This window comes from Bacillus sp. N12A5, from assembly GCF_026790125.1.
Lineage (GTDB): Bacteria > Bacillota > Bacilli > Bacillales > Bacillaceae > Bacillus.
On sequence record NZ_JALAMR010000002.1, the window covers coordinates 137,752 to 152,116 of the forward strand.

The 14,365-nt window shown below is 45.1% G+C and carries 19 protein-coding genes, 1 pseudogene and 1 riboswitch; of the genes and pseudogenes, 12 read left to right on the plus strand and 8 right to left on the minus strand.

Annotated features, from left to right (window positions below; all coding sequences use genetic code 11):
• Positions 1-85: 85 nt before the first annotated feature.
• A riboswitch (SAM riboswitch) is annotated at positions 86-202 on the minus strand.
• Positions 203-305: 103 nt separating this feature from the next.
• Positions 306-797: a YajQ family cyclic di-GMP-binding protein gene (locus MOC09_RS01005; protein ID WP_268358706.1), complete on the minus strand. Its 492-nt coding sequence runs from the start codon at positions 795-797 to the stop codon at positions 306-308.
• A 98-nt stretch (positions 798-895) separates the two neighbouring features.
• Here MOC09_RS01005 and MOC09_RS01010 point away from each other — a divergent pair.
• Positions 896-1,791, plus strand: a pseudogene (locus MOC09_RS01010) (S1 RNA-binding domain-containing protein).
• Positions 1,792-1,843: 52 nt separating this feature from the next.
• On the opposite strand, the gene MOC09_RS01015 reads toward MOC09_RS01010, so the two are convergent.
• Genes MOC09_RS01015 through MOC09_RS01025 form a run of 3 tightly spaced genes read right to left on the minus strand, consistent with a single transcriptional unit; the run spans position 1,844 to position 3,875 of the window.
• Positions 1,844-2,428 carry a sporulation delaying protein family toxin gene (locus tag MOC09_RS01015; RefSeq protein ID WP_268358708.1) on the minus strand — a complete coding sequence of 195 codons (585 nt, stop codon included), beginning with the start codon at positions 2,426-2,428 and terminating at the stop codon, positions 1,844-1,846.
• A complete protein-coding gene (locus MOC09_RS01020; protein ID WP_268358709.1) occupies positions 2,425-3,354 on the minus strand; it encodes a sporulation-delaying protein SdpB family protein in 930 nt (309 codons plus the stop codon). The genes MOC09_RS01015 and MOC09_RS01020 overlap by 4 nt, the downstream gene beginning before the upstream one ends.
• On the minus strand, positions 3,339-3,875 hold the full coding sequence (locus MOC09_RS01025; RefSeq protein ID WP_268358712.1) for an SdpA family antimicrobial peptide system protein: 537 nt from the start codon (positions 3,873-3,875) through the stop codon (positions 3,339-3,341). Before MOC09_RS01025 ends, MOC09_RS01020 begins: the two co-directional genes overlap by 16 nt.
• 178 nt (positions 3,876-4,053) lie before the next feature.
• Between MOC09_RS01025 and MOC09_RS01030 the strand changes: the two genes are divergently transcribed.
• From MOC09_RS01030 to MOC09_RS01045, 4 genes are all read left to right on the plus strand, one after another.
• On the plus strand, positions 4,054-4,401 hold the full coding sequence (locus MOC09_RS01030) for a PadR family transcriptional regulator (RefSeq protein ID WP_268358714.1): 348 nt from the start codon (positions 4,054-4,056) through the stop codon (positions 4,399-4,401).
• On the plus strand, positions 4,398-4,985 hold the full coding sequence (locus MOC09_RS01035) for an HAAS signaling domain-containing protein (protein WP_268369276.1): 588 nt from the start codon (positions 4,398-4,400) through the stop codon (positions 4,983-4,985). Before MOC09_RS01030 ends, MOC09_RS01035 begins: the two co-directional genes overlap by 4 nt.
• A gap of 19 nt (positions 4,986-5,004) precedes the next feature.
• Positions 5,005-5,298 (plus strand): DUF3784 domain-containing protein, encoded by a 294-nt coding sequence (locus tag MOC09_RS01040; protein WP_003233021.1) that lies wholly within the window; start codon positions 5,005-5,007, stop codon positions 5,296-5,298.
• Between the two features lie 137 nt (positions 5,299-5,435).
• Positions 5,436-7,052: a M4 family metallopeptidase gene (locus MOC09_RS01045; RefSeq protein ID WP_268369277.1), complete on the plus strand. Its 1,617-nt coding sequence runs from the start codon at positions 5,436-5,438 to the stop codon at positions 7,050-7,052.
• Between the two features lie 47 nt (positions 7,053-7,099).
• Here the strand turns inward: MOC09_RS01045 and MOC09_RS01050 are convergent, their stop codons facing one another.
• Entirely contained in the window at positions 7,100-7,951 is an 852-nt protein-coding gene (locus tag MOC09_RS01050) for a DegV family protein (RefSeq protein ID WP_268369278.1), read from the minus strand.
• 127 nt (positions 7,952-8,078) lie between these two features.
• On the opposite strand from MOC09_RS01050, the gene MOC09_RS01055 reads away from it, so the two are divergent.
• Both MOC09_RS01055 and MOC09_RS01060 read left to right on the plus strand, forming a co-directional pair.
• Positions 8,079-8,921 (plus strand): YitT family protein, encoded by an 843-nt coding sequence (locus MOC09_RS01055; RefSeq protein ID WP_041520917.1) that lies wholly within the window; start codon positions 8,079-8,081, stop codon positions 8,919-8,921.
• A gap of 18 nt (positions 8,922-8,939) precedes the next feature.
• On the plus strand, positions 8,940-9,395 hold the full coding sequence (locus tag MOC09_RS01060) for a BsuPI-related putative proteinase inhibitor (protein ID WP_311766011.1): 456 nt from the start codon (positions 8,940-8,942) through the stop codon (positions 9,393-9,395).
• Between the two features lie 30 nt (positions 9,396-9,425).
• On the opposite strand, the gene MOC09_RS01065 is transcribed toward MOC09_RS01060, so the two are convergent.
• The 3 genes from MOC09_RS01065 to yitU form a co-directional block, all read right to left on the minus strand.
• Complete coding sequence (locus tag MOC09_RS01065; RefSeq protein ID WP_268361598.1) at positions 9,426-9,623, minus strand: DUF3813 domain-containing protein; 198 nt, start codon at positions 9,621-9,623, stop codon at positions 9,426-9,428.
• Positions 9,624-9,776: a hypothetical protein gene (locus tag MOC09_RS01070; RefSeq protein WP_010329347.1), complete on the minus strand. Its 153-nt coding sequence runs from the start codon at positions 9,774-9,776 to the stop codon at positions 9,624-9,626.
• A 94-nt stretch (positions 9,777-9,870) separates the two neighbouring features.
• A complete protein-coding gene (gene yitU, locus MOC09_RS01075) occupies positions 9,871-10,683 on the minus strand; it encodes a 5-amino-6-(5-phospho-D-ribitylamino)uracil phosphatase YitU (protein WP_268369279.1) in 813 nt (270 codons plus the stop codon).
• A 120-nt stretch (positions 10,684-10,803) separates the two neighbouring features.
• On the opposite strand from yitU, the gene MOC09_RS01080 reads away from it, so the two are divergent.
• From MOC09_RS01080 to MOC09_RS01100, 5 genes are all read left to right on the plus strand, one after another.
• On the plus strand, positions 10,804-11,571 hold the full coding sequence (locus tag MOC09_RS01080; RefSeq protein WP_268361602.1) for a prolyl oligopeptidase family serine peptidase: 768 nt from the start codon (positions 10,804-10,806) through the stop codon (positions 11,569-11,571).
• Positions 11,572-11,635: 64 nt separating this feature from the next.
• Positions 11,636-11,944: a metal-sulfur cluster assembly factor gene (locus MOC09_RS01085; RefSeq protein WP_071576496.1), complete on the plus strand. Its 309-nt coding sequence runs from the start codon at positions 11,636-11,638 to the stop codon at positions 11,942-11,944.
• 70 nt (positions 11,945-12,014) lie between these two features.
• Positions 12,015-12,185, plus strand: a complete 171-nt coding sequence (locus MOC09_RS01090; RefSeq protein ID WP_268361604.1) for a YqaE/Pmp3 family membrane protein — start codon at positions 12,015-12,017, stop codon at positions 12,183-12,185.
• A gap of 62 nt (positions 12,186-12,247) precedes the next feature.
• Complete coding sequence (locus tag MOC09_RS01095) at positions 12,248-13,678, plus strand: FAD-binding protein (protein ID WP_268361606.1); 1,431 nt, start codon at positions 12,248-12,250, stop codon at positions 13,676-13,678.
• Complete coding sequence (locus MOC09_RS01100) at positions 13,678-14,217, plus strand: MFS transporter (protein ID WP_268361609.1); 540 nt, start codon at positions 13,678-13,680, stop codon at positions 14,215-14,217. Before MOC09_RS01095 ends, MOC09_RS01100 begins: the two co-directional genes overlap by 1 nt.
• Positions 14,218-14,365 lie beyond the last annotated feature (148 nt).

A 14,365-nucleotide genomic window follows, 5' to 3' on the forward strand; every position in this document is an offset into this window, starting at 1 on the left:
GCCTCCTTTATTCACATTCAGCAAGGAAAAAAGAGAAATAAAAAAAGTCCTCTTAAGAAGAAGACTTTGTCAGTGATTTTGTCTCTTCTTATCTTCCAAGCTGTTCGAGCTTGCTGGATTTAGCACCTTGGTCATGGCGATTGCCATTACACCGGTTGCTGAAGCTTCGTCGGGCCAGTCCCTCTGCTTCTCTTGATAAGAACGGATATGAAGTTTTGTGTTCAGGAAATGCCAAGATGCCGGGCCTTTTCCCTTTCTCCAAATTTACCGAAAATAAAGACAATAATCAATAGGATTCAGAAAATTTATCTGAAATTTATAAATTGAACGTCAATTGGCAGCTCCGCACCCCGCACAGCTGAGATAATTTGCTGCAGGTCATCTTTGTTTTTTCCAGTGACGCGCACTTGATCATCCTGCACCTGAGACTTTACTTTCAGTCCGGAGTTTTTGATGATCGTATTGATTTTTTTGGCGTTGTCCTTGTCAATGCCTTGAACAAGCTTTGCACGCTGGCGTACCGTTCCGCCTGATGCGTTTTCCACCTTGCCGTAATCAATGTTTTTTGTCGGTACGTTTCGTTTAATCAATTTACTGACCAGCACATCCTTCAGCTGGCTTAATTTGAACTCGTCATCGGAAACAAGGACCAGCTCCTCTTTATCTAAAGAAATGTCGCTTTTGCTTCCTTTAAAGTCATATCTTGTACTGATTTCCTTCAGTGCAATTTGGATTGCGTTTTGCACCTCAGGCAATTCCACCTTGGATACAATGTCAAATGAACTTTCTTTTGCCATATGAAAACCTCCATAACATTTAATTTATGTGTTGATTATAGTAGAATAAAGAGAAACTTCCAACAGAACAAAGAATCAATTTGTGATGATTGGAAAAAATGTTAACAAAATCCGCAGAAAATAAGCGGAAAGGAAGGACGATAGCATGAGACCAGGGCAGCAATTAACCTTGAGTATAGATCACCAAACCGACTTCGGTTACTTTTTAACCGACGGAGAAGATACGATTCTCTTACATAACAGTGAAATAACTGAGGATATCGAAGACAGAGACGAGGTAGAGGTCTTTATATACGTCGATCAGCAGGAAAGGCTTGCGGCCACGATGAAAATTCCGGTCATCAGCGCGGATGAGTACGGCTGGGTCGAAGTGGTGGATACAGTGGAAGATATGGGCGTTTTCGTTGATGTCGGCTTATCGAAGGACGCGCTTGTCGCAACCGAGCATTTGCCGCCATACGAGGATGTCTGGCCGCAAAAAGGGGATAAGCTTTACTGTATGCTGAAGGTGACGAACCGGGGGCGCATGTTTGCGAAGCCAGCGCCAGAGGATATCATCAGCGAACTGTTTACCGACGCTTCAGACGATCTGATGAATAAAGAGCTGACAGGTACGGTGTACAGGCTGATCGCATCGGGCTCATTCATCATCACGGATGACGGGATCCGCGGTTTTATCCATTCTTCAGAGAGAAAAGAGGAGCCAAGACTCGGTTCAAGAGTCACAGGCCGGGTGATTCAAGTGAAAGAGGACGGTTCAGTCAATATGTCGCTTCTCCCTAGAAAGCAGGATGCGCTGTCTGTCGATGCTGAGTATATCCTTACCTATATGAGAACGAGAAACGGTGCCATGCCGTACAGCGACAAAAGCCAGCCTGACGATATCAGAGAACGTTTCAACATGAGCAAAGCTGCCTTTAAACGCGCGCTCGGCCATTTAATGAAAAACGGAAAGGTGTATCAGGAAGACGGCTGGACATACGAGAAAAAATAGCATGAAAAAGGCTCGCCTGCAGCAGAACTGCGGAGCGAGCCTTTTTTGATGTCTAGTTTAATTCATCAACCAGCGTTCTGATTGCCATTTCGCGATCCACATTGTCTGAAATCGCGATCGGCGTAATATCAATAGCAAGAATGACCAAAATCAGGGCACCGGCTGCAGCAACATAGGAAACATAATAGAAATAGTTTGCGGTTTCAACCGTGTTGACGAGCTCGGCCTGAACTCTGGATGTATCATCCTTGGAAGCTGCGATTTCCTTTGCAGCCTCTACTTTTTCTTCAACGATTTGTCCCGCTTTTTTCAGCAGTTCATCCACTTTCAATGCATCTTTGCTGTACACAGCTTTCTTCAGGTTGTCAAAAAAGTCAGCATCCTCTTTTTTAATATCAGCGACAACCTGATTGGCAAATGCCTTTGCCTCTTTTGTGTTGAGTTTGTCAGTCATGGCTTTATTAAAGACCTCTGGAAGCTGTTTGCCGACTTCCCCCTGAGCAAACACAAACCCTTTAAAAATCTCTTCACCTGAGTATTCAAGCTGCTTTGCCTGTGCTACACTTTCTTGCTGCTTCACCAAAAACACAGTCGTCACCAATACAACCGACAAAAACACTAGAAACGCCTTCTTCAAACTGAAACCTCTCCCTTCTTTTGTTTTTTATTCCACAACAGTCTGCGAATATATGTAAATTGAATCGTGGAATCGATAGGAGTGAGATACAATATCAAAATGCCGGCCATGATAAGCGAGAAACTGATGAGGCCCAGCATGACTGCAAAAATCTCATGCATAAAAACAGCGATGATCAAAATCAATTTCCAATGCTTTTTCGGCGCAAACAGCGCCGCGAAGATGACAGTCTGAACCAACAGCGTCCCCCATGTCGGAATCACCACGAACGGACTTGTTACAATTGGCTTCGTTAACGCCTGAAAAAAGCCGTTGAAGCCAATGGTTTTTTCCTGGGCGAAATAATAGACGGCTGTTCCGTCCACCCATTCCTGCTGGGACAGCTTAGCGACGGTAGAGTGAAAATAAAGCACCGCCACTTGGATTCTGATTACAAAATAAGAAATAAAAGCTGTTATTTTTCCAAGTGTTCTTTGGCCCTCTATAGGCCTCGTGCTCCAATGCCATTTTCTCGGATCAGTCAGCGTGATGGGAAGCAACAAAAAGGTCATGACAGCTGCTGCCTGCTCGCCTCCGTCGATGACGATTAGTGATGACTGGAGGCTGTAACTGACATACCAATGGAGAACTCCTGTAATTCTGGGTCGCCAGCCAATGACGACAAGCACCAGAATGGCAATGCAGACCCATCTGAAAAGATTTAACATCATATAGTTATTTTCGCCAAGGCAAAAGAGACTGAGATTCATTTTACAAGCAGGGTAACTGCTGATTCCGCTGGCTGGCTTCATGATGAGGCTCGGATGATTGACGAGCAGCGTCAGCAGGCTGGATAGCGCGATAATGCTTCTCGCAAGGCCGTATACATTTGTCCACGGGTTTCTTTCGTCCCATCCGGTGATGGTTTGTTTTATGTTTTCGAGCATGAGATCACAACCTTGACTATGCTTTTTACCTGATAAGACGAAGGGGTGTATTTAGAATAGCTCCAAGGCACAATATCCTCTTTCGTCAAATAATAGCTGCCGCAAAGCAGCGGGCGGGGAGCAGGCGTTTTTAACTGCACGGTTTTGGCTGTGCTTTTGCAGGCGCCAAGGTCCTTTTCTTTACATGCTGTCCACTGTTCCTTGCCGACCTGGCCGTAGATCACGCCCATTTCAACACCTTGTGACCTTCCGTACCGATACAGGCCGAAGAGGTTGTCAGCCCTCATATTGGGCCATCTGACCTTGGCGCTGGCATCTTCAGCCTCATATAAGCCGATTGCAGTATCACGCGGATTTTTGCTGAAAAAGCCCCAGCCCTGCGGGAGGATGCTGGACATGAGAAATTTGGAGTCCTTTGTCAGCGGAATAGGGGTTGTCCCTAGGCTGCCAATAATAGAAAACAGAAATAACGAACCCCAAAGCACTGAAAAAATGACAAAAAATGATATCGATTTCTGCATTCGACTGCTCCTTTTAACCTCTAGAATCGTTTTTTCACTTTTCATAATATAAAAACATTTATGTAATAAAAAGGTTAAAAGGTATGAGAAATTCCATTTTTTCCAAAAGAGAAAAACAGGACATTTTACTCAGCTATATGTGATTGATATATAGTGTTTTTTTCGATATATTTAAACCATGAAAACGAATCAAGTTAATGACCGCTGGATTGTTCAATTTCGAAAAGGGATTTTCGAGCTGGCCATTCTTTCCCTGCTGCGCTCTAAACCGATGTACGGCTATGAGCTGACGTCATCCTTAAAAACCACCTCGGCACTTGCTATTTCAGAGGGGGCGATTTATCCGATTCTGAAACGAATGACCGAGAAAGGATGGATCGAATTTTTTTGGGAGGATTCAATGGACGGCCCGAAGAGAAAGTATTACAAAATGACGCAAAAAGGAGAAGAAATGTTAAAAGAACGGCTGGAGAAGTACCTGGAAACCCATCAAGCCTTACTGTCTTTATCGGAGGATTTGCTATGAATGCACAGCATATCATTGACCGGTACATGGAGGAACTAAATGCAGAGCTGGCGAATATGCCTGATGTAGAGAGAGAAAACGCTATCGACGAATTAAAGGGGCATATAACTGCTTTCGTTCAAGACAGAATCAAAGCCGGCTTTAGTAAAGAGGAGCTGCAGGAAGCTGTCGAAACCGAATTTTCTCATCCGAAGGAGCTTGCAGCAGTTGTGATGGGTGATAGGGGAGAAACGAAAAGGAGGAGGTCTTTATTGGGCAAAAGCTGGCTTTCGGTCCTTCTCATTGCCGTGATGATCGCCCTGCCGCTGCTGCCGCCCGATTACAGATATGTGCCGCTGGCCGTTTATTTAGCGGTGCTTGCCGGATATGTGTGGAAGCGGAAAAAACTGATGATGTTTGCCGGCGTCAGAAAAAACAAAATGCGCTCTCAAAAGGAGATTGACACGATTTCGAGAGTCGGTGCGGCTTATCTGCTGTTTTTGGCAGTGCTGCTTCTGTTGCAGCCGTTCCTCAATGCTGTCGTCGTCCTGCTGCTGATTGCTGGGAGCTGTGCCGCTTTTTTTCTTTTTCTAAACGTCAAGTAATGTTGTAGGAGGCTGTAATATGGAAATCAGCATCAATTATCTGTTAATCGTCATCGCGCTTTTATTTTTTGTGGTTGCCTATTTTGTCGGAATCAAAAAACAAACCTGGATGCTGGCCGGATTTAATGAGGCGCGTATCCGGGATAAAGATCGGCTGGCCAGAATAGCGGGCTACTTTTTCTTGAATTCCGGTTTGTTCATATTGCTGAATAGCTTTATCTCATTCCAAGGCCAGGAACAGCTCATACCCCCGCTTATATTGGCATATGGAGCAGGAGTTATTATTTATGTGAATAAAAAATTAGTAGAGTAGAAAAAGAAGGGCAGAGCGAAATATCTCTGCCCTTCTTTTTTTGGGAAAATAAGAACGAAGCACCACATACAAGTGTTTGTTTTTTTGATAGGATGAAGAAAAAATGATAGATTCCAAAACAGGAAGGAAGTGGTTTTTTGCACAATCTGGCCAAGACCTCTCTATTGCTGGCCGGCTTATGCACGGCAGCCCAAATGTTTTTTGTAACGCCTGCCTCAGCTGACCAAAGCATCAAATACGACCATACGTATCAAACCCCTTCATACATCATCGAAAAGTCACCACAGCAGCCAGCAGAAAACACAACACAGAAAGAAGCGCTATTTTCCTATCTTGACGAGCATCAAACGCATTTTAAGCTTAAAGGGAATGCGAACAGCCATTTTAGCATTTCCAAAACCATAAAGGATCCAAAGACAAAACAAACGTTTTTTAAATTAGCGGAAGTTTACAAAGGAATTCCGGTTTACGGCTTTGAACAAGCGGTCGCGATGAAGGAAAACAGTCAGGTGAAAAGTTTTTTCGGAAAGGTGCATCCGCAAATCCAGGGCGTACCCGCCACACCGTCTATTTCAGAGGAAAAAGCAATACGAACAGCGCGGCACGACCTCGAGGCTGCCATTGGAAAAATCAACTATCTTGACGGGGAACCGAAAGGCGAACTATATATCTATCCGCACGACGGTAAGTATGATCTTGCCTACCTTGTGAGACTCTCGACATCTGAACCTGAGCCAGGATATTGGCATTATTTTATTGATGCCAATAGCGGAGAGGTCATCGAGTCTTTTAATGCCATTCATGAAGCGGCAGGTACAGGAATCGGCGTGTCAGGCGATGAAAAAAGCTTTGAAGTCACAGAACTGAATGGGCGCTTTTATTTGGCGGACGAAACAAGGGGAAAAGGGATTAATACGTTTGACGCGGAGAACCTCAATGAAACCTTGTTTACGATTTTGTCTCAATTGATCGGGTATACCGGCAAGGAAATAGTCAGCGGCACATCCGTATTTAAAGAACCGGCTGCAGTAGACGCGCATGCAAATGCGCAAGCCGTTTACGATTATTACAGCAAGACATTTGGCCGTGATTCTTTTGATCGAAACGGAGCAAGGATTACGTCTACCGTGCATGTCGGCAATCAGTGGAACAACGCGGCGTGGAACGGCGTCCAGATGGTATACGGTGATGGAGACGGCGCAACATTTAAGCCGCTGTCCGGATCGCTCGACATTGTCGCACATGAAATCACACACGCAGTCACACAGTATTCCGCCGGCCTGTTATATCAAGGAGAACCCGGTGCATTAAACGAGTCCATTTCCGACATTATGGGGGCAATGGCAGACCGCGATGATTGGGAAATCGGCGAGGATGTCTATACCCCGGGTATTGCAGGAGATTCATTACGGTCATTAGAAGATCCGTCTAAGCAGGGCAATCCAGATCATTACTCGAACCGTTACACAGGAACGGAGGATTATGGCGGAGTCCATATCAATTCGTCCATCCACAATAAAGCAGCTTACCTTCTGGCAGAAGGAGGCGTACACCACAATATACAGGTTGAAGGCATTGGGCGTGAAGCATGTGAACAAATTTACTATCGGGCTTTAACGTATTATGTAACGGCATCTACAGATTTCAGCATGATGAAGCAAGCAGCGATCGAAGCCGCCAATGATTTATATGGTGAAGGCTCAAAGCAATCAGCTTCAGTTGAAAAAGCGTATGAGGCTGTCGGCATTCAATAGCAATCAAAAAACAGTCGGGACACTGGAGCCTGACTGTTTTTGTTTGCTCATTTTTTTAAAAAGAAAATTGCCAATGTGCCGGGGCCGGCGTGCGAGCCGATTGCAGAACCGATTGAATGCATGATAATCTCTTTCGGCTTGAACGCATCCTCAATCAAGTGTTTCATATCAGCGGCTTTTTCTTCGTTCGCGGCGTAGCTGATCCCTACGGTTTGATTGCTCCAATCATCTCCGCGCTCTTTCATGAGCTCGATGATCCGTTTGAAAAGTTTCTTCTGCCCGCGGATTTTTTCCAGAGGCACAAGCTTGCCATCCTCCATATGAAGCAGCGGTTTAATATTCAGCAGACCGCCGACAAAAGCGGATGTTTTTGAGATGCGGCCGCCCCTGGCGAGATATGTTAAATCATCCACGGTAAAAATGTGCTCAAGCTGTTTGCAAAAGTTCTTTACAGACGTTTCAATTTCTTGTATTGTATTCCCGTTGATACAGAGATCGGCGGCATGCCGGACGGCCAGCCCGTATCCTAATGAAGCGCATTTGGAATCAATGACCCGCAAATCGAAATCGGGGAATTCCTCCTTCACTTCATTGGCGATCATCACAGCCGTCTGATATGTGCCGGAGAGGCCTGAGGAAAAGGCAATATAAAGAGCGGGATTACCTGTTTCGGCATATTGCAAAAACACATTTTTAATTGTTTGCGGTGAGGCTTGGGACGTCTTAGGCGTTTCTCCATTTTGCATCGCTTCAAATATTTGATCCGCATGAATTGTGACTGCATCTTCGAACTCTTTATCGCCGAGAGAAACCCTAAGCGGAATAAAGCCAATGCCTTTTTCTTCAAAATAAGAACGAGGCAAATCAGTGGCGCTGTCAGCGATGAGATGAACTGTCATATTGCTTCCCTTCTTTCCGTTATCAAGAGAGTTAAGCCAACTATATCATATTAATTTGCCAAAATCGTGTTCAAATATTTGTTTTAAGGGAAAACATAATAAAGAAGAATGAGCGGAGGAACATGCCATGGTATTAGATCAAACAAAAAAATTACTCATCGTCATCATCGGCGCTTTACTTAATGCAGCCGGGCTGAATTTATTTTTGATTCCGGCAGATGTATATGCCAGCGGATTTACGGGTGTGGCACAGCTTTTATCAAGCGTCATTGTGCAATATGCCCCCTTTTACATATCGACAGGAACGCTCTTGTTCCTCTTAAACATTCCGGTCGGTATTTTAGGGTGGCTGAAGGTCGGCAAATCGTTTACGGTGTACAGCATTTTAAGTGTCGCACTCACTACTTTGTTTATGGGGATCCTGCCGGAAACAAGCCTGTCGCATGACATTTTGCTGAACGCCGTATTCGGCGGCGTCATTTCAGCAGTCGGGATCGGCTTAACATTAAAATACGGCGCTTCTACAGGCGGGCTGGATATCGTTGCCATGGTGCTTGCGAAGTGGAAGGATAAACCCGTTGGCACGTATTTCTTCATTCTGAACGGGATTATCATCTTGACGGCAGGATTATTGCAAGGTTGGGAGAAAGCATTATATACCCTGGTTACACTTTACGTGACAACAAGGGTGATCGACGCCATTCACACCCGCCATATGAAGCTCACGGCGATGATCGTGACGAAAAAAGCGGACGAAATCAAAGAAGCCATCTACGGAAAAATGGTGCGCGGCATCACAACTGTTCCGGCAAAAGGAGCTTTTACGAACGAACAGAAAGAAATGATGATTATCGTCATCACGAGGTATGAACTGTACGATTTAGAAAAGATCGTCAAAGAAGTTGATCCAAAAGCATTTACGAACATCGTTCAAACGACAGGGATTTTTGGTTTCTTTAGAAAAGACTGACGAAAGCAGGTGGAAGTCGTGAAACGGCTGCTTGTGATGCTCCTCCCCGTGCTGCTTTTGATAGGCTGCGGGAAAGATGAGCAGACAGAACCCGATAAGGAGGTATCAGGCGGAATGGAGAATCAAGAGGTTGTTTTATCTATTGACGCAATTCAGGAGCCTGAACAAATCAAGTTTAATATGTCGCTGAAGAACCAAAGCGAACGTGCTGTCGAGTTTCAATTCAGCACAGGACAAAAATTTGAACTTGTCGTGTATGATTCTGAGCACAAAGAAAGATACCGTTATTCGAAAGACAAAATGTTTACGCAGGCTTTTCAAAACCTCACGCTTGAATCTGGCGAAACATATGATTTCTCTGATGTGTGGAAGGAAGTCCCTGAGCCCGGAACCTATGAAGTGAAGGTGACATTTAAGGGCAGAGCGGAAAATCTCAAGCAGGTTCAGGCTCTTCAGCAGTTTGAAGTCAAATAAAAGGCTATGGCGATTCGCCATAGCCTTTTTTTATTGAAGTTTGTCCAGCTGATCCTGAAATTGATGGAGCTGGCGACGTTCTGCATCTGTCGAATTGGCATACGCAGAAGATACAGCATTTCTGGCTCTCAGAATCGCTTGCTCCTGATCGCCTTCCTCAAAGCCGTTTGTCACCATGACAGCCTGTTGAACAAATGATTTTGCCTGCTGAAACAGTTCATTTCTCATTTAATATTCATACTGCCTTTCGGCCGAGTCTCGTGCTGCGGCATGCTGGTGAGCTTCTTCTAATGTAGACCGATATGGAAATCTTGCGGCGTGTTGCCCGATGGAGTCTTTACCCTGGTGAATAAACCTTCTGGATTTGCTTCGTTTACCCATTTTGAGACTGCCCCCTTCCATACTTTGACGAGATGAGTCGTCTTCAATAGTATGGTGGGGCGAAGTAAGGTTTATGAGTGGGAAAAATCGGGCTTCAAAGTGAGAAATATTCTTTCAAAAACCTTGCCACGCCGTCTTCTTCATTTGCAGCCGTTGTTCGGTTGGCAATTTGCTTGACTGCGTCAATTCCATTTCCCATTGCAACGCCGCAGCCGGCGAATTCAAGCATTTCCAAATCGTTATCCTCATCTCCGAAAGCAATGATCCGCTCCCTCGGCACGCCGTAATAATCACTGATTTTCTGCAGGCCGACCGCTTTATTCATGCCGCTTTTAATAATTTCAATGACGTGCCACGGGGCGGCCCATCTTCTATGATCGATTACCTCGGCATGCACATCCGATAAATAGGAGCGAATAGCTGGGACGTCTTCTTCTTTTGCATGAATGAGCACAGACGTAACATCCTCACCGAGAGTCTCCCGCAGATCTCCAACCGTCACATTCGTTGTGTTCATGTTAAAGGCATCAATCAGGTGCTCATCATGGTAATGAAAGTACACGTCATCAATGACTTCAGCAAGCACATTATGTACGTTGTAGCTCTCGCTGATCTCCACTAGCTGTTTGACAACATCAAGCGGCAGCGAGGTATGATACCGTCCCCAGCTGTCGTCCTGCGGATGATGGACAAACGCTCCGTTAAAATTGACAATTGGCGTTGTCAGCCCCATCTGCTGGTAGTACATGGAACTTGAACGATACGGACGGCCCGTCGAGATGCAGACATAATGCCCGTCATCTTTTAGGCGCTGTATGGTCTGAAGGGTGTTTTCTGATATGGTTTTATCATCCTTTAATAGCGTTCCATCTAAGTCTAATGCGATTAAATAGGGTTTTGTCTCCATGAAAAGCTCCTTTAACCTTAGATTTTGCTTGTTTTGCCTTACTTACAGTGTAGCTTTTTACCATCTTTATTGTCTACATGTTACACTTATGATTATGGTTATCCTAAGGAGGGGCACATTGTGATTCAAATTGAAAATCAAACCGTTTCCGGTATTCCGTTTTTACATATTGTAAAGGAAGAGAACAGGCACCGCGCTGTTCCTCTCGTGATCTTTATACATGGTTTTACGAGCGCGAAGGAACATAACCTTCATATCGCTTATCTGCTTGCGGAGAAGGGCTTTAGAGCGGTACTGCCGGAGGCTCTGCACCATGGCGAACGGGGAGAGCAAATGGCTGTTGAAGAGCTGGCCGGCCATTTTTGGGACATTGTTCTCAACGAGATTGAAGAAATCGGCGTACTCAAAACCCATTTTGAAAAAGAGGGCCTGATAGATGGCGGCCGCATCGGTCTGGCAGGCACGTCAATGGGCGGCATCACAACGCTTGGCGCATTGACTGCTTATGATTGGATAAAAGCCGGCGTCAGCCTGATGGGAAGCCCGAATTACGTGGAACTGTTTCAGCAGCAGATAGACCATATTCAATCTCAGGGCATTGAAATTGATGTGCCAAAAGAGAAGGTGCAGGAGCTGATGAAGCGTCTCGAATTGCGTGATCTCAGTCTTCAGCCGGAGAAACTGCGCCAGCGCCCGCTATTATTTTGGCACGGCGTAAAAGATAAAGTCGTGCCTTACGCGCCGACTCGGAAATTTTACGACACCATCAAATCCCACTACAGCGAGCAGCCGGAACGCCTGCAATTTATCGGGGATGAAAACGCCGACCATAAAGTCCCGCGGGCAGCAGTGTTAAAAACGATTGAATGGTTTGAAACGCACTTATAAAGCACGAAGTTATTAACAAGGGCTGAATTTACGTTATACTGTATAAAAAAAGGAGTGAGGGAACGTGGAAGAAGCATTAAAAGAAAACATCATGGGCGCCCTGGAACAGGTTGTTGATCCTGAGCTTGGCGTTGATATCGTGAACCTTGGCTTGGTATACGACGTTGATATGGATGAAGACGGCTTGACGCACATTACAATGACACTGACATCGATGGGATGCCCTTTAGCGCCGATTATCGTGGATGAAGTAAAAAAAGCGTTAGCGGACCTTCCGGAAGTGAAAGAGACAGAAGTTCACATTGTATGGAATCCGCCTTGGACAAGAGATAAAATGTCCAGATACGCAAAAATCGCGCTTGGCATTCAATAAAACAAAACAAAAGAGGACAGCCTGACATGTGAGGCTGTCCTTTTTTACAGCTGAAAGGAGATGAAAGGAAATGATGTACCTGCTGGCTGTCTTATGCCCGCCGCTCGCTGTTTTGTTTTCGGGAAGACCGTTTCAGGCATTGCTGAATCTCATATTGACCTGTATTTTTTGGCTGCCGGGTGCCATTCACGCTTGCTTTATCGTCGCCGACCGCCGTGCCGAAAAACGGGCAAGAAGATAATCTGGAAAAATGAGGGCGCAGACATGGTATAATGGTCATAAAAAAACAGCAGGGAGAGCGCCATGAAAAAGAAATTGCTTGCATTCGCGCTTTGTACAGGCGCGTATGCAGCCCTGTTTGCGTATTCTGTTCACTCAGATCAAAATACAGACACTAGCGAGATGACGGATGTCAGCCGCCTGATGCCTGTGAAAATTAAGCAGACAGTGAAAGGGCAGGAAGAGGAAACGCTCATTGACACGGTCAAAGAAGCAAATCGAAAAAACATAAAGATTTCAATTGCCGGGGCCCAGCACTCCATGGGCGGCCATACATATTATGAGGACGGCATCGTTCTCGACATGACAGGGTACAACAAAATCCTGTCACTCGATCAAGAAAAGAAAACCATCACAGTGCAAAGCGGTGCCACATGGAATGACATTCAGAAATACGTGAATCCATACGGGCTTGCGGTAAAAGTCATGCAGTCACAAAACATTTTTACAATTGGCGGCTCTCTCAGCGCCAATGCCCACGGACGTGATATCCGCTATGGTTCGCTGATTGATACCGTCAAATCATTTCGGCTCTTAAAAGCGGACGGAACAATCGTCACCGTTACTCCAAAAGATGATTTGTTTACGGCAGTCATCGGAGGGTACGGTCTTTTTGGCGTGATTCTCGATGTCACGCTTGAGCTGACGGATGATGAGTTATATGTCATGAAGACTGAAAAAATCAACTACAGCACCTATGCAGACTATTTTACAAACCATGCAAAAGGCAATCCGGATGTCCGGATGCATCTGGCGCGAATTTCAACAGCGAAAAAAGGATTTTTGAAAGACATGTATGTCACGAATTACGTATTGGCTAATCATCAGGATCAGCTGTCCTCATACAGCGAACTTAAAGAAGACGAGTATACGGGAGTCACAAAGTTTGCACTCGGCTTGTCAAGACGGTATGAATGGGGAAGGAATTGGCTGTGGAACACGCAGCAATCCTATTTCCTGAGCCAAAACGGCACAGAGATCTCACGCAACAACGTGATGCGGTCCGAATCCAAATTTCTCGAATATGAAAACAATGACAACACAGATGTTCTGCAGGAATACTTTGTGCCGGTAAAGGAGTATGCATCCTATATTGACGACCTGAGACAAACGCTTTCGGCTGAGGACTTAAACCTGCTGAACATCACGATCCGCTACGTACAGAAAAATGAAAAAGCCGACCTTTCTTACGCGAAGGATGATATGTTTTCGCTCGTGCTTTTAATAAATGAAGGCTTTTCAAAAGAAGACACGGCAGACACTGCCCGAATCATCAGACGCATGACAGACGTTGCCATTAAGCATGGCGGCAGCTATTATTTGCCGTACATGACATATCAGACGAAAGCGCAAATGAGACAGGCGTATCCGAAAAGCGAAGCGTTTTTTCAGAAAAAACGTGCGTATGACCCGGATGAACGCTTTATGAATTATTTTTATCAGAGGTATAAATGATGGGGAAAAACAGATTAAAATGGCTGACATTATCACAAAGCGGCGTGTTTTTCGCAAGCAGCTTAATCTTTCCGTTTTATATTTTGTTTGTGAAAAACATCGGCTCAAGCTACACGCAGTTCGGTTTTTCCTACGGATTGTTCGGACTGAGCGGAGCGCTCATTTTTCCGCTGCTCGGACGGTTGTCTGAAAGGCTCGACAGTCGTTATTTTTTGCTTGCGAACTCTTGGGGCATGGCCGTGCTGCTTTTGTATGTCCCGCATATCGGAAGCGTCGTTCAAGTGTATTTTGTCCAAGTGCTGTTAGGGCTCTTTGGAGCAATGCAGAAGCACGGAGAAAAAGTGCTGATCGCCGATTTTACAGACAGCGGGGAGCGCGGAAAGAAAATTGGAAATTACCATTTTTGGACAGCGGTCTTTTCAGCGGCAGCGATTATGCTAGGCGGCTTTCTCGCTGACTTTTTCACGGTGCAAATGATTTTTTATGCAAGCTCTATTCTATACTTTTTGAGCGGATTGATGATGATGAAAACAGGCTGACGCGGTCAGCCTGTTTTTTTATGCGATTGAAAATAGCGGAAAATCAACGTTTTCTGCTGCAAAAGCACCATTTTTTCGAAACGGATTTTTCATTGAACAGAAAATGTATAAATGAATAAAAATATTAAATATACGATTGAATTAATTT